The following is a 24032-nucleotide window of genomic DNA, read 5'->3' as shown; positions in this document are numbered from 1 at the left end:
GTCAGATCCGGAGGTTGGGCATGGCCACGGTGCTCGTGAGCGTGACGTTGTCACGGGCAGCAGGACGAGCCAGGTCGGGTTCGCCCACAGTGAGCGAGACGGCCACGGACCGGACCGCCTGCAGGTCGGTGGCGCTCAGCCCGGCGACGCCCGGAACGAGCGGGTTGCCGCCGGCATCGGCGTAGGAGAAGAGCGGACCCGGGACGACCGAGGACGCGAGCGTGAGCCGTGACGTCGGTGTGTTCGACAGCGTCGGCGTGTTCGACCGCGGGAAGTCGAAGTAGGTACGAGAGAGGTCCGTCGCCACGCCGTTCCACTTCGTCTCGACGATCGTGCGCTTCGTCGCGTCGAGTGAGAACTGCACCTCGACCGGCTGGACGTCGGACGTCGAATTGAGGTTGATGTACGCGAAGAAACGGACCGACGTCGGTGACGCGTACTGGAAGGCGAGCTGTGTGTCGATGCCGCTGGCGACCGGGTTGTTCGAGGCCACGCGGAACATCCGCTGCACCTCGAGCATCGTCGTCGACGCCACGCGAGTGTTGCTGTCGACACCGGTGGTCGTGCTGGAGGCCCGCGACACCGAGACGAAGAACGCGCCGGCCATCGTCAGCACCAAGATGCTGACGCTCATCGCGACGATCAGTTCAGCGAGCGAGACGCCCCGCTCGTCCCGACGAAGGCGAGCGAGGGCGCGCATCACGGAGTCCTCCGCGGGTCGAGGAGCACCTTGCCGGCGGCGATCGGCGTGACCCCGGCCGCGGCGGCCACGGTGGGCGGTGTGACCGAGAAGGTGATGTTGACGAGGTTGGGCAGGATCGAGACCACGGTCCCCGATTGCAGCGACCAGGTGCCGTAGGGCAGGGCGATGGTCACCGTGCCGTTGGCCGGCAGGTTGGTGAAGGTGTAGGTCGCGGCCGTTGCGCATCCTGGGTCGCCGTTGCCCGCATCGGGAGCCACCGACACTGCTCGGAGCGAGTTGTCCAGCTTGCCGTTGAGCTTGACTGCGAGCGTCTGGACAGGAGCCTTCACCGCGTTCGTCCCGGCTTCCGGCTGTGGGGCGTTCCGCGGGGCGACGGCCGTACCACTCGTCGGCGTCCAGTTCTCCGGGTCGACGCTGAGGCAGGTGCTCGGGGACCCCGCCACCGCCTTGTAGCCGTCGGTGTACGGGAAGACCTGCGTCGTCACGCCCGTGGGGTACGGCCCGTAGTCGGCGGACTTCCGACGGAGCGAGACCGTGGTGCTCGTCGGCGTCGTGAACGGTCGCGCGCTCGCGTTCGGGTCGGACCACTGCGGCACGACGGTGAGTGCCTGGTCGTAGTTGAAGTTCGCCGCCGAGGTCTGGTTCGCCTGCACGGTGACGGTGGTCGACGGCGTCGCGGTCTGTGCCCCGAGCGAGCCGGAGGAGGTCCCGTCGTCGATGTTGTCGGGTTCGGTCAGCTTGACGTCGTACCGCCCGGGCTTGACGTTCAGCGCGTACGAACAGCCGTTCGCATCGGTCTTCGGGATCGTCGCGGTGATGGCGCCTGCCCCGCCCGGGTTCGTGACGGCCGGGGCGATCGAAACGGCGGCCCCGGCGTTGCCGGAGCCGCTCACCAAACTGGCCGAGACGATGATCGTGCCGAGGTTCGCGGCGGTCACCGAGGAGGTCGGTGCCACGAGGCTGTTCATCGAGACCGACTGCTTGCCGGCAGACGCCCACGACACCGTGAGGGAGATCCGTTTGTAGGCAAGGGGGCCACCGGTCACACCGGTCGCGCCGCAGGCGTTCGCTGACCCGGAGGCGGGGACCCACCGGGCGGTCTGCTTGACCGTGTACCGCAGGCCGCCGACCGTCGGGGTGGTCGTCCCGTCGACGACGGAGAAGAGGTTGGCGCTCGTCCGAGCACTGTCGACGGCGTCCTGTGCCAAGTTGATCGCGACTTCGCGTGAGCGCGATCCGTGCGCCAGGAACAGCGAGCTGGCGATGCCCATCGCGACGCCGGCGGCGATCATGGCGAAGACCGTCATCGCGACGAGGACCTCGACGATGGAGACACCCTCGTCCCGCTCACGGGCTCGGTCGAGCAGGGTCGTGATGCGCAGCATGGTCTCTCCTTCCGCTCTGGTCCGGGTCGGTCGGTCCAGTCAGGGCCGACGATCGAACGAGCGGGCCCTGACGTCATCAGAGCCCGCTCGCACACCTCCTGGATCAGGCCGGGCAGCTCCCGTCCTTGGCTCCGCCGTCCTGGTTGACGAAGAAGGGCTTGCCGGTGTTGCTCGTGACCTGGATGCAGAACGAACCTGCGGTGACATCGGACTTCTTGATGTCCGGGGCAACGCCCGGGGACGCGTAGGTACCGCTCGCGCTGTAACCGCTGAGCGAAGCGAGGGAGGTCGGGAAAGTGTTGTTCTGCGTGAAGCTCGCGATCACCGCGGTCTTCGCGTTCTGGAGGTCCGACTTCGCGGAGGCGTCCTTCGCGTTGTTCTGGACGTTCAGGTACACCGGGATCGCGATGGCGGCCAGGATGCCGATGATGATGACGACGACCAGGAGTTCGATGAGCGTGAAGCCCTTCTCCTTGTCCTCGAGGAGACCCTTGCGGCGAGCGTCGAGCTTGCCCATGAGAGCGAAGTACATGGTGGTTTCCGTTTCGTGGGAATGCAATGGGGGATTGTGCCGGGGACTGCTCCGCCGCGATGTCAAAGGTAATGCGGACACGCCAGTCGCATAATCCCGAGAACGGGGGGCACATCCGAACGAAATACCCCCATTACCGGGGGCAGCACGAGTACGTTCTGCCCCCGTGGAGGGGGCAGAACGTCCTCATTTGACCAGCGAAGTGATCTGGAAGATCGGGAGGTAGAGCGCGACGATCATGCCGCCCACCACCACGCCGAGGAAGGCGATGAGGAGCGGTTCGATCAGGGAGGTCAGGGCATCAGTGGTCGTCTCGACCTCGTTGTCGTAGAACTCAGCGATCTTCTCGAGCATCACCTCGAGGGAACCGGCGTCTTCGCCCACGGCGATCATCTGCGAGACCATCGCCGGGAAGACTGTTTCCTTTTCCAGCGGAGCCGCGATTGATTCACCCTTCCGAACCGATTCCGCGATTCTTCCGAGGGCTTTGTCGACGACGTGGTTGTTCGAGACTTCGCCGGCGATCTGCAATGCCTGCAGGATCGGGACACCGGCACCGATCATGTCCGAGAGATTCCGCGAGAAACGTGCGATGACGATCTTCTGGTTGAGCTGCCCGAACACCGGCATCTTCAGCTTGATCGGGTCCACCACCGCACGGACGCGCTCGGTGTTCTTGTTCGCCCGCCACCACAGCCATCCGAAGAAGCCGACCACCGCGAGCACCGGGCCGACGTAGACCATCGCATGCGAGGCGTAGACGAGCACCATGGTCGGCAGCGGAAGTTGGCCGCCGAGCGACGAGAACATCTTCTGGAAGATCGGGACGATGAACACCAGCATGATCACGACCGCTGCCAGCGACATGCAGAGCACCACGACCGGGTAGGTCATCGCCGACTTGATCGTCGACCGGAGCTTGTGCTCCTTCTCGAAGTTCGTCGCGATCGAGTCCATGGCCTGGTCGAGGAACCCACCGGTCTCCCCCGCGCGGATCATGTTGATCATGATCGGCGGGAAGTCGACCGGGTGCTTGCCGACCGCATCGGAGAACGAGACGCCCTGTTCGACCTCGTCGCGCACCTTCCCCAGGATGACCTTGAGCTTCTTGTTCTCCGTCTGGTCGGCGAGGATCGTCAGCGCGCGAAGCAGCGACAACCCCGACGACAACATCGTCGACGCCTGCCGCGACATGATCGCCAGGTCCTTGAGCCCGACGCCCTTCTCGAAGCCCGGGATCTTGATCTCGGTCTGCAGCCCGGTGCCGGCGTTCGCCTCGGTGATGGCGATCGGCGAGACGCCCATGCCGCGCAGGCGCTGGACGACGGCGCCTTCGGACGCGGCGTCGACGCGGCCCTTGACGAGCTTCCCCGCGCCGTCCCGTCCGCGGTAGTCGAATGCGAGGGACATCAGTAGCCTCCGGAGAACTTGTCGCCGAAGTCGATCCCGCTCGCGGCGATGGCGTCGGCGGACGCGTCGGACGGGGACTCGACGCGCTGCACCAGTCGGTCGAAGCCCTCGAGGTCGTGCACCTTCTCGAGCGCCGCCTTGCGGGTGATGGTGCCGACGTTGACGAGTTCGGCCAGGTCCTGGTCCATCGTGTGCATACCCGCGTCACGCCCGGCCTGCATGGCCGAGGTGATCTGGTAGGTCTTGCCCTCGCGGATGAGGTTGCCGATCGCGGGGGTCGTCTTCATGATCTCGGTGGACACGATCCGCCCGGTGCCGTTGGCCTTGGGGACGAGGGTCTGGCACACGACACCTTCGAGGGTGGCGGCGAGCTGGGTGCGGATCTGCCCCTGCTGGTGCGGCGGGAACACGTCGATGACGCGGTCGATGGTGCCGGGAGCGCTCTGCGTGTGCAGGGTGGCGAACACCAGGTGGCCCGTCTCGGCGGCGGTGAGGGCGACGGAGATCGTCTCGAGGTCGCGGAGCTCGCCGATGAGGATGACGTCCGGGTCCTGGCGCAGCACGTGCTTCAACGCGCGGGCGAAGGACTGCGTGTCCGCGCCGACCTCGCGCTGGTTGATGATCGCCTTCTTGTGGTCGTGCATGAACTCGATCGGGTCCTCGACCGTCACGATGTGGTCGGCCCGGGTCTCGTTGACCAGGTCGATGAGCGCGGCGAGGGTGGTCGACTTGCCGGAGCCGGTGGGGCCGGTGACGAGCACGAGACCGCGCGGCAGCTTGGCGAACTCCCCAACGTGCTCGGGGATGCCGAGCTGCTTGAGGGTCTTGATCTTCGTGGGGATGATGCGGAAGGCCGCACCCCAGTTGCCGCGCTGCTGGTAGTAGTTCACGCGGAAGCGGAACTCGGGCGACAGCGAGTACGCGAAGTCGAGTTCCTGTTCCTGATCGAACTGCGCCGCCTGTTCGGCGGACATCAGGGTCTTGAGGGCTGCGATGACCTTGTTGCGCGCCCACGGGCCTCCCGGCACGGCGGGACGGAGCGAGCCGTCGACGCGGACCGTGGGCGGCGCGTCGGCGGTGACGTGCAGGTCGGACGCGCCCTGGTAGACGACCTGGGCGAGTGCGGTGACGAGGTCGGCGTCGGCGTCCTCCCGCGCGTGGCGCGTGAAGTTGATCTCGGCGCTGCCGGACGGAGCGGCCATCGGCACCGGCGGTGCGGCGACGGCCTGGAGGTTCGTGGTCGCGACCGCAGGCACGACCGGCAGCCGTTCGGTCGCCTGGTACCCGAGTGCGGAGTCCGGTGCGTAGCCGTAGCTCGCGGTCGACGGCGGCACCGCCGCGGGCGGGGTGGCCGGCACGGCGTACGGCTGGGCGACCGGGACGGCGACGGGTGCGCCGCTCGGGGCGCACCAGCCGGCGAGATCGTCGCTCAGGTCGTAGACGGGGGTGGCCGGCACCGCGGGTGCGGCGCCGGCGTGCGGGGTGGCGGGTTCGGAGGGCTGCACGGGGTGCTGCTGCGCGGCCTGCGCCAGGCGTGCGGCCCGGCGGCCGCCGACCTCCAGGCCGGGCGTCCCGGGGTGCCAACCGTCGACGGGTTCGTCGCCGGCAGGGGTCAGGTCGTACACGGAGTCCGTCATCTGTCCGTCTCCCACGCCTACGCGACCACGCGCAGGATCTCGTCGACGCTCGTCAGCCCGAGCTTGACCTTCTCCCACCCGTCCATGCGGAGGGTGAGCATGCCCTGCTCCTGGGCGACGCGGCTGATCTCGGCGCTCGAGGCCCGGGACACCGCGAGGCGCTCGATCTCCTCGGACACGGTCATGACCTCGTGCAGGGCGATGCGTCCGCGGTACCCGGTGTTCGAGCAGACGGAGCAGCCGATCGGCGCGAAGAAGTCCGGCACCTCGGCGGCGGCGCTGTCGAGGAACCCGAGGGCGTGCAGCTGCTCGGCTTCGTAGAACGCGGGGGCCTTGCACCGGTCGCAGAGCTTGCGGGCCAGACGCTGGGCGACCACGCAGTCGAGTGCGGACCCGACGAGGAACGGTTCGATGTCCATCTCGGTGAGCCGGGTGATCGCGGACGGGGCGTCGTTGGTGTGCAGGGTGGAGAGCACGAGGTGGCCGGTCAGCGACGCCTCGATCGCGATCTGCGCGGTCTCGTGGTCACGGATCTCACCGAGCAGGACGACGTCGGGGTCGGAGCGGAGGATGCTGCGGAGCGCCGACGCGAAGGTCAGTCCGGCCTTCGGGTTGACCTGCACCTGGTTGACGCCCGCCATCCGGTACTCGACCGGGTCCTCGACGGTGATGACGTTGATCTCGGGCTTGGCGACCGCGTTCAGGGTCGTGTAGAGCGTGGTCGACTTGCCGGAACCGGTGGGACCGGTGACCAGGATCATGCCGTACGGCTTCGAGTAGGAGCGCTGGTAGGCAGCGGCGTTCCGGTCGAGCAGGTTGAGGTCCTTCAGCGTCAACGACGTGTTCGTGTTGTCGAGGATGCGCATGACGACCTTCTCGCCCCACACCGTCGGCAGCGTCGCCACGCGGAGGTCGATCTGTCGGCCGCCGTGCCGGACGGACATGCGGCCGTCCTGGGGCTTCCGCCGCTCGGCGATGTCGATGTCGCTCATGATCTTGAGCCGGCTGATGACGCCGTTCTGGATGTTCTTGGGCGCCGGGGTCATCTCGTGCAGGACACCGTCGATGCGGTAGCGGACCCGGACCTCGTGCTCGCCGGGCTCGATGTGGATGTCGGACGCGTGGTCCTGGATCGCCTGCGAGACCAGCAGGTTGACGAAGCGGACGATCGGGACGTCGTCGAGCGAGCCGTCACCGATGTCGGCCTGGTGCTCGGTGGTCCGTGCTTCTTCTTCGAGCGACGAGGTGAGGTCGTTGAGCTCGTCGTCGGCGCGCAGGTACCGGTCGAACGCCGACAGCAGGTCCCGTTCGTCCACCTGCAGCGGCTTGATCGGCCGGCCCGACGCCGTGCGGGCGTCGTCGATCGCCAGGACGTTCGCCGGGTTCACCATGGCGAGCACGAGGGTCTCGCCCTCGAACCCGATGCCGAGTACCGCGTGCCGGCGGCACAGCGGCGCGGGGAGCACCGAGACGGCCGTGCCGTCCACCGGGTAGTCGGTCAGCGGGACCGTCTTCGAGTTGTGGGACGCCGCACGCGCGGTGATGTACTGCGCCTCGCTCACGACGCCCTGCTCGACGAGTGAGCGGATCGCCTGCTCGTCGACGTCTTCGTGACCGGTCATCGCGTCGAGGTACTCGATCGGGAGGGCGCCGTTGAGGATCAGGATCTCGGACAGGGTTGCCATGTGCCCTGTACCTCCTTGCTTGCGCGCGCGACGGATCGGCGTGGATCGATGGGCGCCGCCAGGGTTGCGGCGCTCGACCACGGTACGTCTGGCGCCCGGCCGCGGAGCAGTCCCAGAAGGAGGGGCCGGAGGGGTTCTGACTGGACCCAGAACAGGGGTACCCGCGGGTATCGAGATCCGTGGGTGGGGCCTAGAGCGCCATCGAGGTCGTGATCGTGGCGCTCCCGCCGACGAACCCGAGTCGTTCGTAGAGCGCCACGGCACCGCTCGGGTTCTCAGCGTCGACCTCGAGGGACGCCGCGGACAGTCCGGCGTCGCGCAGGGCGTCGAGGGTGGCCCGGACGACCAGCGGTGCGAGGCCCCGCCCGCGTGCTCGACGGACGACGCCGACCCAGTGGATGTACCCGAAGCTCCGTCCGCGGGCGGCGAAGGCACCGGGGTCGGACTCGACCACCGTGAACGCCAGGACGTCCCCCTGCTCGTCCACGACCACGCGAGACAGGTCCAGCCGGCTCTTCTCGGCGGTGAGGTACCCGCGCCAGTCCGCTTCGACCATCGGCTGGGAGCCCCAGTGGTCGCGGAAGGCGTCGTTCTTGGCCGCCCGCATCGGCTCGATGTCGTCTCCGGTCGCCGCGCGCAGCACGAGGCCGTCCGACAGCGCCGGCAGGGAGTCCCGTTCCGCAGCGCGCTCGTCACCGTCGAGCACGACCTGCATGTCGACCCAGGTGCGCACCGGGTGGAGTCCAGCCCGTGCGGCCAGCGCGAGCGCGGACGACCCCTGCGGAGCAGTGAGGTCGACGGCACCGGGCAGATCGAGGTCGAGCCCGGCGAGGTGCTGTCGTGCCCGCACGGTCTGCCAGGCGAGCACCCGTCGGCCGATGCCCTGACCGCGGTAGGTGGGGCGCACCGAGCCGCCCAGGAGGATCCGGGCAGCGGTGTCCCTGGTCGGGACGGGGATGACGATGGCGTACGCGTGCACATGCCCGTCAGCATCGATCCCGACGACCGTGTCACGCTCGGGGTCGAGCCCTTCTGTGGACAGCCGGTGCACGAAGTCCTCTGTGGAGGGATGCGCGTGCGGCTCGTCGACCGCCGCCGACTCGAGGGCGATGCCGTGCACGGCCGGCAGGTCCCCCATCGTGGCCGGCCGGAACGTCAGCCCGCCGACCGGCTCGGGGAAGTCGAGGTGAGCCGGAGCCGTGACCCGTTCGCGCAGCGTCGCCATGCCTCCAGCATGCCCTACCCCTCGACGCGCCCGGCATCGACGGACCATGATGAGACATGGACATCACGAGCGTGACCGTGGGGTTGCCCGTGACCGACCTCGAGGCCTCCTGCCTCTGGTACGGCGCGGTGTTCGAACGGCTCGAGCCCGACCTCGAACCGACCGAGGGCGTCGCCGAGTACGAGGTCGGCGGCATCTGGATCCAGCTCCTCGAGGACCCCGACGCCGACGACAACCCCGTCATCGTCCGCTTCGGCGTGGACGACGTCGCCGCCCAGCACGCGCGCATCGCGGCCCTCGGCATCGACGTCGGACCGATCGAGTGCGTCGACGGAGCCGTCGACTGGTTCGACGCCCGCGACCCCGACGGCAACGTCCTCAGCCTCTACTCACTCGCCGACGAGAGTGGCCGCGGCTCCGGCGGACGCGACAGCGACGCCGGGCGCTCGGTCTAGGACCCAGACAGACCCGGACGGGAGGCACGTGGCGGGTCCGCCCCGCGCCTCCCGTCCGTCACCGTGGCGACCCGAAGAAGTCGCTCGCCCGTCTCAGCGTGTGACGTGCAGGACGAGCGCGACGCCGACGATCGCCAGACAGACGAGGAAGGCACCCGGCGCTCGGCGGTCGTCGCGATCGACTACGTCGGCCAGCGCGCTGAGACCCACGCCGCTCGCGCCGGCGGCCACCGCGAACGGCAGCCCGGTGACGGCAGCCACCGGAGCCCAGAGGGCGATCACGACTGCGGCCGCTGCCAGGAACCCGGCGGATCGGGCACGCGTCGGAGCAGATGACGACATGAGCGCCAACATATCAGTACCACCGACGAACGAAGGAGGGCCCCGCATCCGACTGGATGCGGGGCCCTCCTCAGGGACTCACTCGGTTCAGTTGTACGTACCCGGCGTGAAGTCGTCCGACGAGAAGCTGTCGAAGTCGACGAAGCTCAGGTCGGCGTCCGAGAACGACGAGTCGTCCGCGAAGATGCGGTTCGGGTACCGCTCCGCCTTCGCTTCTTCCGTCGCGTTCACGTCCACGTCACGGTACCGGCTGAGGCCCGTCCCGGCGGGGATGAGCTTACCGATGATGACGTTCTCCTTGAGGCCGACGAGCTGGTCCTGCTTGCCCTCCATGGCCGCCTGCGTCAGGACGCGGGTGGTCTCCTGGAAGGACGCGGCGGACAGCCACGACTCGGTCGCGAGGGACGCCTTCGTGATGCCCATGACCTCCTGGCGAGCCGAGGCGGTCTTGCGACCCTCCTGCAGCGCAGCCCGGTTGATCGCGTTGTAGCGCGACCGGTCGACGAGCTCACCCGGCAGCAGGTCGGTGTCGGCGTGGTCGACGACGGTGACCTTGCGGAGCATCTGACGGACGATGACCTCGATGTGCTTGTCGTGGATCGGCACACCCTGCGAGCCGTAGACGTCCTGCACACCGTTGACCAGGTGCTTCTGGACCTCTCGGACACCCTTGACCCGGAGGACTTCCTTCGGGTCGACGGTGCCGGCGATGAACTGCTCGCCGAGCTCGACGTGCTGGCCGTCCTCGATGAGGAGGGTCGCACGCTTGAGCACCGGGTAGATGAACGGCTCGTCGCCGTTGTCCGGCGTGAGGATGATCCGACGACCCTTGTCCGTGTCCTCGATCGTGGCGCGGCCGGGGGCCTCGGCGATCGGGGACGCGCCCTTCGGGGTGCGAGCCTCGAAGAGCTCGGTCACGCGGGGCAGACCCTGCGTGATGTCGTCGGCCGAGGCCGACCCACCCGTGTGGAAGGTACGCATCGTCAGCTGGGTACCGGGCTCACCGATGGACTGGGCGGCGATGATGCCGACCGCCTCACCGATGTCGACCAGGTTGCCCGTGGCGAGCGAACGGCCGTAGCACTGAGCGCAGACACCGACGGCCGACTCGCAGGTCAGGACCGAGCGCACCTTGATGCTCTCGACACCGGCTGCCAGCAGCTTGTCGAGGAGGACGTCACCGACGTCCTCGCCGCCCTCGGCCACCACGGTGCCCGAGGCGTCGACGGCCTCGGTCGCGAGGGTGCGCGAGTAGACGGTGTTCTCGACACGCGGGTCGCGGACGAGCTTGCCGTCGGCACCCATCGTCGCGATCGGCAGCTCGAGGCCACGGGTCGTCCCGCAGTCGTCCTCACGGATGATGACGTCCTGCGACACGTCCACGAGACGACGGGTCAGGTACCCCGAGTCGGCGGTACGGAGAGCCGTGTCCGCCAGACCCTTGCGAGCACCGTGCGTGGCGATGAAGTACTCCGCCACGGTCAGGCCCTCGCGGTACGAGTTGATGATCGGGCGGGCGATGATGTCACCCTTCGGGTTGCTCACCAGACCACGCATACCGGCGATGTTGCGCACCTGCAGCCAGTTTCCACGAGCACCCGAGGACACCATGCGGTTGATGGTGTTGTCCTTCGGGAAGTTGTCGCGCATCTCCTGCGCGATCTCGTTCGTGGCCTCGGTCCAGATCTTGATCAGGTCGGCGCGACGCTCCGAGTCCGTGATCAGACCCTTGTCGAACTCACCCTGGACCTTGGCGGCCTGGATCTCGTAGCCCGCGATGATCTCCTTCTTGCGAGGAGGCGTCACGACGTCCGAGAGGGCGACGGTCACACCGGAGCGGGTGCCCCAGTAGAAGCCGGCGTCCTTGATCCGGTCGAGTGCAGCGGCCGTCTCCGTCTTGGAGTAGCGCTCGGCGAGGTCGTTGACGATCGCGGAGAGCGTGCCCTTGTCGGTGACCTTCTGGACGAACGGGTAGTCCGTCGGGAGGGTCTCGTTGAACAGCGCGCGACCGAGGGTGGTCTCGAGGAGGATCGACTGACCGACCTCGTAGCCCTCGGGTGCTTCACCCTCGGCGAAGTGGACACCCGACATGCGGATCTTCACCATCGCGTTGAGGTGCAGCGTGTTCTGGTCCTTCGCCATGATCGCCTCGGCGACCGAGGAGAACGAACGGCCTTCACCGACGGCGCCCTCGCGGACGGTCGTCAGGTGGTGCAGACCGATGATCATGTCCTGTGCGGGCAGGGTCACCGGGCGGCCGTCGGACGGCTTCAGGATGTTGTTCGAGGCGAGCATCAGGATGCGGGCCTCGGCCTGGGCCTCGACCGACAGCGGCAGGTGCACGGCCATCTGGTCGCCGTCGAAGTCCGCGTTGAACGCAGCACAGACCAGCGGGTGGAGCTGGATGGCCTTGCCCTCGACGAGCTGCGGCTCGAACGCCTGGATGCCGAGACGGTGCAGCGTGGGCGCACGGTTCAGCAGGACGGGGCGCTCGCGGATGATCTCCTCGAGCACGTCCCACACCTGGGCACGCGAACGCTCGACCATGCGCTTGGCCGACTTGATGTTCTGCGCGTGCGACAGGTCGATCAGGCGCTTGATGACGAACGGCTTGAACAGCTCGAGCGCCATCTGCTTGGGCAGACCGCACTGGTGGAGCTTGAGCTGCGGGCCGACGATGATGACCGAACGACCCGAGTAGTCGACGCGCTTGCCGAGCAGGTTCTGGCGGAAACGACCCTGCTTGCCCTTGAGCATGTCGCTCAGGGACTTCAGGGCGCGGTTGCCGGTACCCGTGACGGGGCGGCCACGACGACCGTTGTCGAACAGCGCGTCGACCGCTTCCTGCAGCATGCGCTTCTCGTTGTTCACGATGATCTCGGGGGCACCGAGGTCGAGCAGGCGGCGGAGACGGTTGTTGCGGTTGATCACACGACGGTAGAGGTCGTTGAGGTCCGACGTGGCGAAGCGGCCACCGTCGAGCTGCACCATCGGGCGCAGTTCCGGCGGGATGACCGGCACGACGTCGAGCACCATCGCGGCCGGCGAGTTGCCGGTGGCGAGGAAGGAGCTGACGACGCGCAGACGCTTGATCGCACGGATCTTCTTCTGGCCCTTGCCCTCGGCGATCTGCAGACGCAGTGCCTCGGCCTCGGCGGCCAGGTCGAAGGCCTCGAGCCGCAGCTTGATCGCCTCGGCGCCCATGAAGGCGTCGAAGTAGATCCCGAAGCGGTCCTGGAGCTCGTGGAACACGGCGTCCTCGGGCTTGAGGTCGCCCACCTTGAGGTTGCGGAAGTCCTCCCACACACGCTCGAGACGGGTGATGTCCTCGTCGAAGGACTTGCGGACCTGGGACATCTCCTTCTCGGCGGTGTCCTTGGTCCGGCGCTTCACGTCGGCCTTGGCGCCTTCTTCCTCGAGCGCTGCGAGGTCGTCCTCGAGCTTCTTGAGGCGGTCGGCGATGATCGAGTCGCGCTGACCCTCGAGCGTCTTGATCTCGAGGCGCATCTCGTTCTCGAGGCCGGGCATGTCAGCGTGACGGCCCTCCTCGTCGATGCTGATGATCATGTACGCCGCGAAGTAGATGACCTTCTCGAGGTCCTTCGGGGCCATGTCCAGCAGGTAGCCCAAGCGCGACGGAACGCCCTTGAAGTACCAGATGTGCGTGACGGGTGCGGCGAGCTCGATGTGGCCCATGCGCTCACGACGGACCGAGGACTTGGTGACCTCGACGCCGCAGCGCTCGCAGACGATGCCCTTGAACCGGACTCGCTTGTACTTGCCGCAGGCGCACTCCCAGTCGCGGGACGGACCGAAGATCTGTTCACCGAACAGACCGTCCTTCTCGGGCTTCAGGGTGCGGTAGTTGATCGTCTCCGGCTTCTTGACCTCGCCGTACGACCACTGGCGGATGTCCTCGGCGGTAGCGAGGCCGATCCGAATGGCGTCAAAGGAAGTTGCTTCGAGCAATGTTCTTCTCTCTTGCTGGTTCGAAACGTGTTCAGCGGGCGGGATCAGATGTCGTCGACGGACGACGACTCGAACCGCGAGGAGATGTTGATGCCGAGCTCTTCAGCGGCACGGAAGACCTCGTCGTCCGTGTCGCGCAGGCTGACCGCCTGGCCGTCCGCCGAGAGGACCTCGACGTTCAGGCAGAGCGACTGCATCTCCTTCATGAGGACCTTGAACGACTCCGGGATGCCGGGCTCCTGGATGTTCTCGCCCTTGACGATCGCCTCGTAGACCTTCACGCGGCCGAGGATGTCGTCGGACTTGATCGTCAGGAGCTCCTGGAGGGCGTACGCGGCACCGTATGCCTCGAGCGCCCACACCTCCATCTCGCCGAAGCGCTGTCCACCGAACTGCGCCTTCCCACCCAGCGGCTGCTGCGTGATCATCGAGTACGGGCCGGTCGAACGGGCGTGGATCTTGTCGTCGACCAGGTGGTGCAGCTTCAGGATGTACATGTAGCCGACCGACACGGGCTCCGGGAACGGCTCGCCGGAGCGGCCGTCGAAGAGCTGTGCCTTGCCCGAGGAACCGATCAGACGCTCGCCGTCGCGGTTCGGGAGCGTGGAGTCGAGGAGACCCTCGATCTCGCGCTCGTACGCACCGTCGAACACCGGGGTGGCGACCTTCGTGCCGGGGGCTGCGCTGTGCGCGGCTTCCGGCAGGTTCTCGGCCCACTCCTGGATGCCCTCGACCTGCCAGCCCTGCTTGGCGAGCCACCCGAGGTGGATCTCCAGCACCTGGCCGAAGTTCATGCGTCCGGGGACGCCGAGCGGGTTGAGGACGATGTCGACCGGGGTGCCGTCCGCGAGGAACGGCATGTCCTCGACCGGCAGGATCGTCGAGATGACGCCCTTGTTGCCGTGACGACCGGCGAGCTTGTCGCCCGCGGTGATCTTGCGCTTCTGGGCGATGTAGACGACCACGCGCTGGTTGACGCCCGAGCCGAGCTCGTCGTCGCCGTCCTGCGAGTCGAACACCTTGACGCCGATGATCGTGCCCTCTTCACCGTGGGGCACCTTGAGCGAGGTGTCGCGGACTTCACGCGACTTCTCGTTGAAGATGGCACGGAGCAGGCGCTCCTCGGCGGACAGCTCGGTCTCGCCCTTCGGCGTGACCTTGCCGACGAGGATGTCGCCGGGGCGGACCTCGGCACCGATGCGGATGATGCCGCGCTCGTCGAGGTCGGCCAGGAGGTCCGGGCTGACGTTCGGCAGGTCGCGGGTGATCTCTTCCTTGCCGAGCTTGGTGTCGCGGGCGTCGACCTCGTACTCCTCGATGTGGATCGAGGAGAGCGTGTCGTCCTTCACGAGGTTCTGCGACAGGATCATCGCGTCCTCGTAGTTGTAGCCCTCCCACGGCATGAACGCGACGAGGAGGTTCTTGCCGAGCGCGAGCTCGCCGTTCTCCGTCGCGGGGCCGTCGGCGATGACCTCGCCCTGCTCCACACGCTCACCGGCGCTGACGATCACGCGGTGGTTGTAGCTGGTGCCCTGGTTCGAGCGGTCGAACTTGCGCAGGTAGAAGGTCTGCGTACCACCTTCGTCGAGCTGCAGGGTCACGGCGTCGGCCGAGACCTCGGAGACGACACCGGCCTTGTCGGCGGTGATGACGTCGCCGGCGTCGATGGCGGTGTAGCCCTCCATGCCGGTGCCGACGAGCGGCGACTCGGAGCGGAGGAGCGGCACGGCCTGGCGCTGCATGTTCGCACCCATGAGGGCGCGGTTCGCGTCGTCGTGCTCGAGGAACGGGATGAGTGAGGTCGCGACCGACACCATCTGGCGCGGCGAGACGTCCATGTAGTCGACCTCGTCCTTGCCGACGAGCTCCACCTCGCCGCCCTTCTTGCGGACGAGCACCTTGTCGTCAGCGAAGTGGAACGTGCTCGTCAGCGGGGCGTTGGCCTGCGCGACGACGAACTCGTCCTCTTCCGAGGCGGTCAGGTAGTCGATCGTCTTCGTGACCTCGCCGTTGACGACGCGACGGTACGGGGTCTCGATGAAGCCGAACGAGTTGATCCGACCGAAGGACGCGAGCGAGCCGATCAGGCCGATGTTCGGGCCTTCCGGGGTCTCGATCGGGCACATGCGGCCGTAGTGCGACGGGTGGACGTCACGGACCTCGACGCCGGCACGCTCACGGGACAGACCACCCGGGCCGAGGGCCGACAGGCGACGCTTGTGCGTCAGACCCGCGAGCGGGTTGTTCTGGTCCATGAACTGCGACAGCTGGGACGTCCCGAAGAACTCCTTGATCGCAGCGACGACGGGACGCACGTTGATGAGCGTCTGCGGCGTGATGGCCTCGATGTCCTGCGTGGTCATGCGCTCGCGGACGACGCGCTCCATGCGGGACAGACCGGTGCGCACCTGGTTCTGGATGAGCTCGCCGACCGCACGGATGCGACGGTTGCCGAAGTGGTCGATGTCGTCCACGTCGAGGCGGAGCTGCACCGGCTCACCGTCACGGACGCCGTCCATGGTGGTGCGCTCGGCGTGCAGGGACACCAGGTACTTGATCGTCGCGACGATGTCCTGCACGGTGAGCACCGAGTCGGACAGCGGGGCGTCGATGCCGAGCTTGCGGTCCAGCTTGTAGCGACCGACCTTCGCCAGGTCGTAGCGCTTGGAGTTGAAGTAGAAGTTGTCGAGGAGCGCACGCGCGGCCTCGGCAGCGACCTGCTCGCCCGGGCGCAGCTTGCGGTAGATGTCCTTGAGCGCCTCTTCCTTCGTGAGGACGGCGTCCTTCTCGAGGGTCGACTCCATGGACGCGAAGCCCTGGAACTCCTCCATGATCTCTTCGCTCGTCAGACCGAGGGCCTTGAGGAAGACGGTCACGGACTGCTTGCGCTTGCGGTCGATGCGCACGCCGACCTGGTCGCGCTTGTCGATCTCGAACTCGAGCCAGGCGCCACGCGACGGGATGATGCGCGCCGAGTAGATGTCCTTGTCGGACGTCTTCTCCTGCGCACGCTCGAAGTACACGCCCGGCGAGCGGACGAGCTGCGAGACGACGACACGCTCGGTGCCGTTGATGATGAACGTGCCACGCTCGGTCATGAGCGGGAAGTCGCCCATGAAGACCGTCTGCGTCTTGATCTCACCGGTCATGTGGTTCATGAACTCGGCGTTGACGTACAGCGGAGCGGCGTAGGTCTTGCCGCGCTCCTTGCAGTCGTCGATCGAGTACTTCGGGTCCTCGAGCTCCGGGGACGTGAACGAGAGCTGCATGGTCTCGCCGAGGTCCTCGATCGGGGAGATCTCCTCGAAGATCTCCTCGAGGCCGGAGTGCAGCGCGAGGTCGGTACGACCCTGCTCCTGCCCTTCGGCGAGGCGGGCCTTCCATGCGTCGTTGCCGACGAGCCAGTCGAAGCTCTCCGTCTGGAGGGCGAGCAGATCAGGAACCGTGAGGGTGTCCGTGATCTTGGCGAACGAGAGTCGCGAGTGGTTGCGACCGTTCTTGGGGTTGGTGGATGCGTTGGGCGCAGCAGCCAAGGGTGTGACCTCCGGTAGGCCCCGTCGGGCCGACACTGACGAAGCAGTGTGTAGGTGAGTGGATAGATCGCTCGGCGCAACCCGGTGATCAGGACACGAGTACGGTGTGCTCCGGGTCCGGAGCCGCGTGTGGGATGATCGGTGAGCGGGTCCCGCCGCCATATACGGGACCGGCATCACCAGGCGTGTTCAGCGAAGCACCTGCTGAGAGGCGTCTTCGTGGAACTCGGTCGACCGCAATATGACGACACGGATGCCAGGGAGCGCGAACTGTCATCATAGGTGGCTCGGCAGTGCGCTGTCCAGTCCCTGGCTTGACCGAGATCGAGTCCGGCGTGTATAAGCGCCGGACGACCTGTCTCATCCCGCGGCGGAAGCCAGAGCGGAGCCCTCGGCGGGAGCCAGAGCGGAGCCCGATCGGGCAGCCCCGACCAGCGCCCGCACCGCGTCCTCGGGCCGGTCGCTCCGCACGAACGTCGTCCGCCCCGACACGTCGGTGATCTCCACGCCGGGCCCCGGCGTCAGCACGAGTGCACGCCGGCGACGACCGATCCGCAGGCCGATGCCGCCGTATGTGTGCGCGTCCGCCTCGGTCACCCGGACCGCCGTGATGGCCCGGCGGGCGATGCGCCGCGGCGGGAGTGGGCGGAAGTGCAGGACGACCGCGTCCTCGGTGACGGTCAGGCCGGCCCGGGCGACGAGCGCCAGGACACCGACGACGACCGCGACGAGGCCCGGGATCAGCAGGGCGGACTCGGGCGCGTCCCCCGGCCAGGCCAGGACGGCCGCGGTGAGCGCGAGCCCGGCCGCCAGGACGACCCCGCCGACGGCGCGCATCCAGATCGGTGCGCCCTGGTGGTCCTCGACGAGCGGACGGGAGGCCCGACCCGCCCCCGCCTCGCTCCGCACCCGGGCCGGAGCGTGCGTCGGGGTCCAGCCCGGTCGGCTCGGTCGGACGGGGACGGACAGGGTGTCGGCGGTCATGGGGGTGCTCCTTCGGGCGTGGGCGCCCGGACGTCGTGCGGGGTGTGCTGGCCGCGGTGCTGGTGAGGGCGGTGCGGTCGCAGCGGTGCGGGTGGACGCGGAGCACGTCGTCGGGACCCGCGACGGGCGCGGGGCTCGTCGTCGGGCAGGCGTCCGGGTCGGTCCCGACGGACGCGCGGGCGGCTGCCGGTGGCGGGCAGTCGACGACGCGGTCTGAGCGGGTCCGGGACGACGGGCACGACCGGTCGGTGGGGATCCGCGGTCGCGTCGCTCGTCGCCGCGAGGACCCGTCCACGGTACGTCGCGAGGCTTGACGTCTCCTGTCCGTCGATGCAGGAGCATCGACCAGGACCTGAGCCAGCACGGGCGAGGAGCCGCCACCGGGCGCAGGATCGCCGCGGGCGACGGGCAGCGTCAGCGCAGGACGCGGGCGACCGCCTCCGCCCGACTGCGGACACCGAGCTTCGCGAAGACCTGGTTGACGTACGACTTCACGGTCGGCACGGTGAGGAACAGCTCGGCGGCGATCTCCGGGTTGGTGCGACCCTCGGCGATGCGGGTCAGCACGTCGGCCTCGCGCGGGGTCAGCTCCGGGAACCGCTGCCGCACGTCGGGCGCCCCGGCCGCCGCGCTCGGCTCCCCAGCACCAGAACCAGCACCGGCACCGGCACCGGCACCAGCACCAGCACCAGCACCAGCAGCCGCTCCGACACCAGTGGCCCCGGCCGCCAACCGTGCCAGGACCATCGCGCCCACGGTCGCATCGAAGGTCGTCTGCCCCGACGCCACCGCCCGGATCGCGGTGGCGATCTCCGCCCGCCCCGCGTCCTTCGTCAGGTACCCCCGGGCGCCGGCGGCGAGCGCGGTGAGGATCGAGTCGTCGTCCGCGTACGTCGTCAGCACGAGGACCGCGGTCCCCGGGTGCTCGGCGGTGATCCGCCCGGTCGCCGCGGCTCCGTCCAGGACGGGCATCCGCAGGTCCATGAGCACCACGTCCGGGGCGAGCGCCGCGACCATCGCCACCGCGGCCGCGCCGTCCTCGGCTTCGCCCACGACCTGCAGGTCGTCGACGAGCGACAGGACCGTGACCAGACCGTCGCGGACGATCGCCTGGTCGTCGGCGACCAGGACCCGGATGGTCACGAGGTCCGACCGCTCGTGCCGCCGACGGCCGGACGCTCGACGTCCTGGGCGACCGGCACGTGCATCGCGACGACGAACTCGCCGTCGGACCGTTCGGCCTCGACGGTCGCGTCCCCGCCGAGTTCGGCGAACCGTTCGCGCATCCCGAGCAGACCGTGTCCGTCGGCGGCGACGGGGTTCGCGACGACGACGTCCACGGCGTCGCCGTCCCGGATGACGGACAGGGACACGGGGCGGCCGGTGGCGTGCCTGCGGGCGTTGCTGAGGGCCTCCCGGACGGCGGAGACGACGACCGCGCGGGTGGCCTCGTCGACGTCGGGCAGGTCGAGGTCGCCCTGCACGACGGCGGTGCCGCCGAAGGAGCGGTGTGCGTCGACGAGGGCGGCGATGCCGTCGCCAGCCGGTCGGGAGGCCCGTGGCGACTCCGCCACACCACCCGCGTCCGGTCCGGGGGTACCCGAGGGAGCGGCGTCGTCGGGCTGGTCGTCGCGGAGCGCGCGGACCGCCCGACGCGCCTCGGTGAGTCCGTCGGCGGCGAGGGCCCGGGCGTCGGTCGCGCGCTGCCGGGCGTCCTCGACGCGGCCCGCTTCGAGGAGCGCCTCCACCGCGTCGAGCTGCAGGACCAGGCCGCCGAGCGAGTGCGCGAGCACGTCGTGCACGTCCCGGGCGACCCGCGCCCGGTCGGCGAGCAGACGTGCCCGCTGCTGGTCGCGGTCCGCCTGGCGGGCCTGTTCCTCGAGGACGCGTGCCTGCTCGGCGGCGACCCGGAGCTGTCGGCGGCTGACGCCGATCACGACGCCGAGCGCCAGGCCGAGCGCGGTGCCGAGCACCAGGGCGACCGAAGTGCCGGCGGCCGTGGCGACCGCGGCGACGACCACGACGGCGGCGAGCGCGGCGACGACGGCGACCCAGACGGGGAGGGTCGGCGCGGCCTCGAGGACGACGAGCCCGATGATGACCGGCACGAGCAGGAGCCCGTCGGTGTGGACGACCGCGAGCGACCCGACGCCGACCATCAGCACGGCGGCGGGCACGGCGATGCGGGGTGGTCCGTACTCGCGGACGGCCCAGGCGGCGAGCGCGACGGCGCCGGTCACCCAGACCCAGACGGGCAGCTCCTGGGCGACGCCGTTCCGGACGAACCAGAAGGCCACGACGACGATGCCGACCGCGTTGAGCCCGATCGACAACCCGGCGCGGGACCGGCCCCGTGCGGAGTCGGTCCCGGCGGCACGCCCCTCGGGGCCGCGGAGGTCGGTCATCCCACCATCATGCCGCGAGCGGAGCGGGCGTCGTGCTGGAGGCGCTGGTCGACGACCAGGGCACGGGCGGCACGGTTGACGGCGAGCATGAGGAGGATGACGCCGGTCGAGGTGAGCAGGTGTGCACCGAGGTGGGCGCCGACGACGTCGAGGCCGATGCGGACGACGATCAGGGCGACCCAGAGGGCGGCACCGATCCAGCCGGTGCGGGACTGCAGGGTGCGTCCCTTCGCGTCGGGGGCGCTGACGGTGCGGAAGCGTGTGCGGCTGCCCATCGCCAGGCCGATGCCGACGGAGAGCAGCGCCTCGATGCCGAGGAAGACGACGTCCTGCGGGTCGATCGTGGCGGCGCTCTGGGCGAGGACAACGATGCCGATGCCCGCCATCACGACCGGGCCGCGACAGATCCGGGCCGGGTCCAGGAACTGCCAGGTGGACTGCTTCCAGGCGAGGTACCCGACGAGTGCGAGTCCGATGACGACGTTCGTGAGGAGCTGGACGGACATGGGGTGGGCCTCCCGGTCGTGGTCCGGCGGGGTGTTCCCCGCCGGTGGTCCAATCGTCGCCAGGGGGCGTCCGCCGGCCCACCACCCACGGGTGGGGACCGGGCGGGGGTCCGGGTGGTGTTCCATGGACGCATGGCTGATGCGTTCGACGGGTTCCGGGTGGGTGCGGGGTACGCGGTCGTCGAGCCGGACCGGCACCGACCGGGGTCGTTCACCCTGGTGGTGGACGGGACGCCGCAGTCGCACGTCGACCTCGAGGACCCGACGCACCTGGCGTTCGAGTACATCCGACGGATCGGGCACGCGATCGACCTGCTGCCGCCTGGGCCGGTCACGGCGCTGCACCTCGGCGCCGGTGCGCTGACCCTGCCGCGGTACGTGGCGGTGACCCGGCCGGGCTCGCGGCAGCAGATCATCGAGCTCGAGCGGGACCTGGTCGACCACGTCCGAGACGCCCTGCCGTTCCCCCGCGGCGCCTCGATCCGGGTGCGGTACGGCGACGCCCGCGAGGTCATGGAGAAGCTGCCGGCCGGTCTCCGCGGCACCGTCGACCTGGCCGTCGTCGACGTGTTCTCGGGCGCCCGCACGCCGGCGCACGTGACGAGTGTCGAGTTCTACCGGTCCGTCGCGTCGTTCCTGTCCCCGACCGGGATGGTCGCGGTGAACGTCGCGGACGGGGCCGGGCTGGCCTTCGCCCGGGGGCAGGCGTCGACGCTGCAGTCGGTGTTGCCCTCGGTGGCGGCGGTCGCGGACACCGGCATGCTCAAGGGTCGGCGCTTCGGCAACATCGTGCTGCTCGGCTCCCCCGGCGAGCTGCCGATCGCGGACATGCCCCGGCGGTACTCGTCCGACCCGCTGCCGAGCAAGGTCGTGCACGGCGACGAGCTGCGGGCCTTCATCGCCGGGGCCCCGATCGTCACCGACACCACGGCCGTCGGGTCGCCCGAGCCGAACAAGTCGGTCTTCGGCGCCTGAACACGATCGGGCACGCGCCGACCTGGGGCCTCGCTGCGGATCGCGCGGGCGCCGTACCCCGGGCGGGGGACGCTGCCAGGATGGTCGGAGCACGCCGCGCCAGCGCGCGACCGCACACCACGAGGAGGCCGCCGATGACCAACGACGATCGCAACGAGGAACAGCCCCGCTACGGCGAGCCGCAGCAGCCGCGCTACGGCGAGCGCGTCAGCCCGGAGCAGGGCGGCGCACTCCGCTCCGAGGACCAGCCGACGCAGCAGTACCAGCAGCAGTCGGCGCCGCAGTGGGGTCAGCACGACCAGCAGCAGCACCAGCAGTACGGGCAGCAGCAGTACGGGCAGCCGGGCGACCAGTACGGGCAGCAGCAGTACAGCCAGCAGCCGCAGCAGTACGGCAACCAGCAGCAGGCCGGAGCGCCCGCCTGGCACTCGTACGACGAGCCCGAGGAGAAGAAGAAGAAGAAGACGGTCGGCGTCATCGCGTTCCTCGCGGCAGTGGTCGCCCTCGTGATCGGCGCCGTCGGCGGGTACCTGCTCGGCACGGCCCTGTCGAACAGCCAGGTGCTGCAGGACTACGCGCAGAACGGCGGCTCCGGCAACCCCGCGGACACGCAGGAGCTGCAGCGTCAGCTCATGCAGGACCCGGAGTCGATGGCGGGCCTCGGTACCGGCTCGGTCCTGATGCTCGTCGGGTCGGTCTTCGGCCTGTGGGCGATCGTGCAGGGCATCGTGGCGATCGTCGCGAAGCGCGGCCGGCTCTGGGGAGTCCTGGCGATCATCCTCGCGGTCGTGGCCGCCATCGTGGCCGGCGCCGTGTACATCGGCGTCGCCGCCAGCTCCATGACCGGCATGTGACCGACAGCGCTCACGCAGACGGCCCGTCCCGGACTCCCGGGGCGGGCCGTCTGCGTTCGTGCGCGTGGCACGGTCACCTCCCGGGGCGACGCGGATACCCTCGACCCTGATGTCCCTCCCGCCCGACGAACGCCGAGACCACGACCGCGCCGACCAGGCCCGGGAGCCCCGTCATGCTGCCCCGGTGACCGCCGGGGTCAGCCCGGGCAGCACCTTCGCGCCGATCAGCCTGCGCCCCTCCGTCGACGTCCAGGCAGTGCAGGACCGCCTGCGCGACCTCGGGCAGAGCCGCAGCACCGACGCGCTGGCCGAACGGGCCGAGCTGCTCCGGCTGCTCGGCCGCCTGGACGAGGCGCTGACCGTCGCGGAAGAGGTGTTCCGCCTGACGATGTTCACCGGCGAGCGCCAGGACAAGGTGTCCGCACGGATCCGCCGCGCCCACATCCTGCACGACCTCGGCCGTTACGAGCGCGCCGCGACCGAGGCCTCGATGGCGCGGGACACCGCCGCGACCGAGGAGTGGCCGGAGCTCGAGGGCGCCGCCGCCGAACTCGAGGGCTGGTCCCTCTACGAACTGTCCCGCTTCGAGGAGGCCCGCGCCGTCCTCAGCCGGTCGTACGACGCGTTCCGCGCTGCCGGCGCCCCGGCGGAGCGCACCGAGGCGCTCCGGACCGCCGTCGAGGCCGCACTCCGGGCCTCAATGACGCAGCCGGCGGCGGAACCCGAAGCCGAGCGTCCCCGGACCGCCCGCGACTTCGCGGTGCGCACCGACGCCGAACCCGCACCGCGTGCGGCCGAGCCGGCCACGCCGCTGCCGACGACCCCGCGACGGGTGCTCGGCGCTCCGGACGCCGCGCGGACCGAGGGCGACTCGCTCTGGGGTCGACTGGCCCGTCCGTCGCGCACGGACCGGGACGAGTGACGCTGCTCGACGACGTACGGACCCGTGCCGCGGAACTGATGGGCGACCACCTGCCCGACGGCTCGTGGACCTTCGCGTTCGACAACGCGAAGACCCGCGCCGGCCAGTGCGACTTCGCGCGGCGGCGGATCACGGTGAGCCGGCACCTGGCGGTCCGGTTCACCCCGGAGGACGTCGAGCAGGTGCTGCTGCACGAGATCGCGCACGCGCTGAGCGGGCCGCGCGCCGGCCACGGTCCCACGTGGCGGCGAACGGCCCAGGGCCTCGGGTACACGGGCTCACGGCTGCACGACGGCCCGATCGCCAGCGAGCTGGCGCCGTGGGTGGGGACCTGCCCCGCGGGGCACGAGCACTTCCGGTACCGGACGCCCACCCGACCGCTGGCGTGTGCACGCTGCGGGCGGCGGTTCGACGAGCGCAACGTCATCACCTGGCGCCGTCGAAGCGGGACGGTTACCCCAGCTTCGGCAGATCGTGCCGGAGGCGCGCCGCTCACCCGTTAGCCTGGGC

General features: G+C 69.4%; 19 protein-coding genes. 5 read left to right on the top strand and 14 right to left on the bottom strand.

What is annotated here, in order from left to right; translation table 11 throughout:
• Window position 1: 1 nt before the first annotated feature.
• The 7 genes from SOM35_RS10820 to SOM35_RS10790 all read right to left on the bottom strand — a co-directional run bounded on the left by SOM35_RS10820 (window position 2) and on the right by SOM35_RS10790 (window position 8577).
• On the bottom strand, window positions 2-700 hold the full coding sequence (locus SOM35_RS10820; RefSeq protein ID WP_320515399.1) for a PulJ/GspJ family protein: 699 nt from the start codon (window positions 698-700) through the stop codon (window positions 2-4).
• Window positions 700-2088, bottom strand: coding sequence for a type IV pilus modification PilV family protein (locus tag SOM35_RS10815; protein WP_320515398.1), 1389 nt, complete (start codon window positions 2086-2088; stop codon window positions 700-702). The genes SOM35_RS10820 and SOM35_RS10815 overlap by 1 nt, the downstream gene beginning before the upstream one ends.
• Before the next feature lie 103 nt (window positions 2089-2191).
• Window positions 2192-2620 (bottom strand): type IV pilin protein, encoded by a 429-nt coding sequence (locus tag SOM35_RS10810; protein ID WP_320515397.1) that lies wholly within the window; start codon window positions 2618-2620, stop codon window positions 2192-2194.
• A gap of 186 nt (window positions 2621-2806) precedes the next feature.
• Window positions 2807-4030, bottom strand: coding sequence for a type II secretion system F family protein (locus SOM35_RS10805; RefSeq protein ID WP_320515396.1), 1224 nt, complete (start codon window positions 4028-4030; stop codon window positions 2807-2809).
• Window positions 4030-5667 carry a type IV pilus twitching motility protein PilT gene (locus SOM35_RS10800; protein ID WP_320515395.1) on the bottom strand — a complete coding sequence of 546 codons (1638 nt, stop codon included), beginning with the start codon at window positions 5665-5667 and terminating at the stop codon, window positions 4030-4032. The genes SOM35_RS10805 and SOM35_RS10800 overlap by 1 nt, the downstream gene beginning before the upstream one ends.
• Before the next feature lie 17 nt (window positions 5668-5684).
• Window positions 5685-7352, bottom strand: coding sequence for a GspE/PulE family protein (locus SOM35_RS10795; protein WP_111073953.1), 1668 nt, complete (start codon window positions 7350-7352; stop codon window positions 5685-5687).
• 190 nt (window positions 7353-7542) lie between these two features.
• Window positions 7543-8577, bottom strand: a complete 1035-nt coding sequence (locus SOM35_RS10790; RefSeq protein ID WP_320515394.1) for a GNAT family N-acetyltransferase — start codon at window positions 8575-8577, stop codon at window positions 7543-7545.
• A 56-nt stretch (window positions 8578-8633) separates the two neighbouring features.
• Between SOM35_RS10790 and SOM35_RS10785 the strand changes: the two genes are divergently transcribed.
• The gene (locus SOM35_RS10785) at window positions 8634-9032 is read left to right on the top strand and encodes a VOC family protein (RefSeq protein WP_253465249.1); all 399 of its coding nucleotides are present in this window, start codon (window positions 8634-8636) and stop codon (window positions 9030-9032) included.
• Window positions 9033-9125: 93 nt separating this feature from the next.
• Here SOM35_RS10785 and SOM35_RS10780 read toward each other — a convergent pair whose 3' ends face one another.
• From SOM35_RS10780 to SOM35_RS10750, 7 genes are all read right to left on the bottom strand, one after another.
• Window positions 9126-9374, bottom strand: a complete 249-nt coding sequence (locus tag SOM35_RS10780) for a hypothetical protein (RefSeq protein ID WP_320515393.1) — start codon at window positions 9372-9374, stop codon at window positions 9126-9128.
• An 87-nt stretch (window positions 9375-9461) separates the two neighbouring features.
• Complete coding sequence (locus tag SOM35_RS10775; RefSeq protein WP_111073958.1) at window positions 9462-13343, bottom strand: DNA-directed RNA polymerase subunit beta'; 3882 nt, start codon at window positions 13341-13343, stop codon at window positions 9462-9464.
• Between the two features lie 44 nt (window positions 13344-13387).
• Entirely contained in the window at window positions 13388-16876 is a 3489-nt protein-coding gene (gene rpoB, locus SOM35_RS10770) for a DNA-directed RNA polymerase subunit beta (protein ID WP_111073959.1), read from the bottom strand.
• Window positions 16877-17236: 360 nt separating this feature from the next.
• A complete protein-coding gene (locus tag SOM35_RS10765; protein ID WP_320515392.1) occupies window positions 17237-17860 on the bottom strand; it encodes a hypothetical protein in 624 nt (207 codons plus the stop codon).
• Window positions 17861-18274: 414 nt separating this feature from the next.
• The gene (locus tag SOM35_RS10760) at window positions 18275-19003 is read right to left on the bottom strand and encodes a response regulator transcription factor (protein WP_320515391.1); all 729 of its coding nucleotides are present in this window, start codon (window positions 19001-19003) and stop codon (window positions 18275-18277) included.
• The gene (locus tag SOM35_RS10755; protein ID WP_320515390.1) at window positions 19000-20265 is read right to left on the bottom strand and encodes a sensor histidine kinase; all 1266 of its coding nucleotides are present in this window, start codon (window positions 20263-20265) and stop codon (window positions 19000-19002) included. The genes SOM35_RS10760 and SOM35_RS10755 overlap by 4 nt, the downstream gene beginning before the upstream one ends.
• A complete protein-coding gene (locus tag SOM35_RS10750; RefSeq protein WP_320515389.1) occupies window positions 20262-20771 on the bottom strand; it encodes a hypothetical protein in 510 nt (169 codons plus the stop codon). Before SOM35_RS10750 ends, SOM35_RS10755 begins: the two co-directional genes overlap by 4 nt.
• A gap of 132 nt (window positions 20772-20903) precedes the next feature.
• On the opposite strand from SOM35_RS10750, the gene SOM35_RS10745 reads away from it, so the two are divergent.
• The 4 genes from SOM35_RS10745 to SOM35_RS10730 all read left to right on the top strand — a co-directional run bounded on the left by SOM35_RS10745 (window position 20904) and on the right by SOM35_RS10730 (window position 24025).
• Entirely contained in the window at window positions 20904-21746 is an 843-nt protein-coding gene (locus SOM35_RS10745) for a spermidine synthase (protein ID WP_320515388.1), read from the top strand.
• Between the two features lie 134 nt (window positions 21747-21880).
• Complete coding sequence (locus SOM35_RS10740) at window positions 21881-22600, top strand: hypothetical protein (protein ID WP_320515387.1); 720 nt, start codon at window positions 21881-21883, stop codon at window positions 22598-22600.
• A gap of 109 nt (window positions 22601-22709) precedes the next feature.
• Window positions 22710-23522 (top strand): hypothetical protein, encoded by an 813-nt coding sequence (locus SOM35_RS10735; protein WP_320515386.1) that lies wholly within the window; start codon window positions 22710-22712, stop codon window positions 23520-23522.
• Window positions 23519-24025 carry a SprT-like domain-containing protein gene (locus SOM35_RS10730; protein WP_308118727.1) on the top strand — a complete coding sequence of 169 codons (507 nt, stop codon included), beginning with the start codon at window positions 23519-23521 and terminating at the stop codon, window positions 24023-24025. Before SOM35_RS10735 ends, SOM35_RS10730 begins: the two co-directional genes overlap by 4 nt.
• Window positions 24026-24032: the final 7 nt, after the last annotated feature.

This window comes from Curtobacterium sp. CFBP9011, from assembly GCF_034045095.1.
Lineage (GTDB): Bacteria > Actinomycetota > Actinomycetes > Actinomycetales > Microbacteriaceae > Curtobacterium.
Note: the sequence above shows the minus strand (reverse complement) of the source record. Positions and strands in the feature narration are given on the sequence as shown.

Excerpts from the sequence above, each read along its gene's own strand:
- SOM35_RS10805 (WP_320515396.1), bottom strand. The coding sequence starts at position 4,030 with ATGTCCCTCGCATTCGACTACCGCGGACGGGACGGCGCGGGGAAGCTC.
- SOM35_RS10735 (WP_320515386.1), top strand. The coding sequence starts at position 22,710 with ATGTCCCTCCCGCCCGACGAACGCCGAGACCACGACCGCGCCGACCAG.
- SOM35_RS10795 (WP_111073953.1), bottom strand. The coding sequence starts at position 7,352 with ATGGCAACCCTGTCCGAGATCCTGATCCTCAACGGCGCCCTCCCGATC.
- SOM35_RS10800 (WP_320515395.1), bottom strand. The coding sequence starts at position 5,667 with ATGACGGACTCCGTGTACGACCTGACCCCTGCCGGCGACGAACCCGTC.
- SOM35_RS10765 (WP_320515392.1), bottom strand. The coding sequence starts at position 17,860 with ATGACCGCCGACACCCTGTCCGTCCCCGTCCGACCGAGCCGACCGGGC.
- SOM35_RS10780 (WP_320515393.1), bottom strand. The coding sequence starts at position 9,374 with ATGTCGTCATCTGCTCCGACGCGTGCCCGATCCGCCGGGTTCCTGGCA.
- SOM35_RS10740 (WP_320515387.1), top strand. The coding sequence starts at position 21,881 with ATGACCAACGACGATCGCAACGAGGAACAGCCCCGCTACGGCGAGCCG.
- SOM35_RS10785 (WP_253465249.1), top strand. The coding sequence starts at position 8,634 with ATGGACATCACGAGCGTGACCGTGGGGTTGCCCGTGACCGACCTCGAG.
- SOM35_RS10810 (WP_320515397.1), bottom strand. The coding sequence starts at position 2,620 with ATGTACTTCGCTCTCATGGGCAAGCTCGACGCTCGCCGCAAGGGTCTC.
- SOM35_RS10755 (WP_320515390.1), bottom strand. The coding sequence starts at position 20,265 with ATGACCGACCTCCGCGGCCCCGAGGGGCGTGCCGCCGGGACCGACTCC.
- SOM35_RS10750 (WP_320515389.1), bottom strand. The coding sequence starts at position 20,771 with ATGTCCGTCCAGCTCCTCACGAACGTCGTCATCGGACTCGCACTCGTC.
- SOM35_RS10790 (WP_320515394.1), bottom strand. The coding sequence starts at position 8,577 with ATGGCGACGCTGCGCGAACGGGTCACGGCTCCGGCTCACCTCGACTTC.
- SOM35_RS10745 (WP_320515388.1), top strand. The coding sequence starts at position 20,904 with ATGGCTGATGCGTTCGACGGGTTCCGGGTGGGTGCGGGGTACGCGGTC.
- SOM35_RS10820 (WP_320515399.1), bottom strand. The coding sequence starts at position 700 with ATGCGCGCCCTCGCTCGCCTTCGTCGGGACGAGCGGGGCGTCTCGCTC.
- SOM35_RS10815 (WP_320515398.1), bottom strand. The coding sequence starts at position 2,088 with ATGCTGCGCATCACGACCCTGCTCGACCGAGCCCGTGAGCGGGACGAG.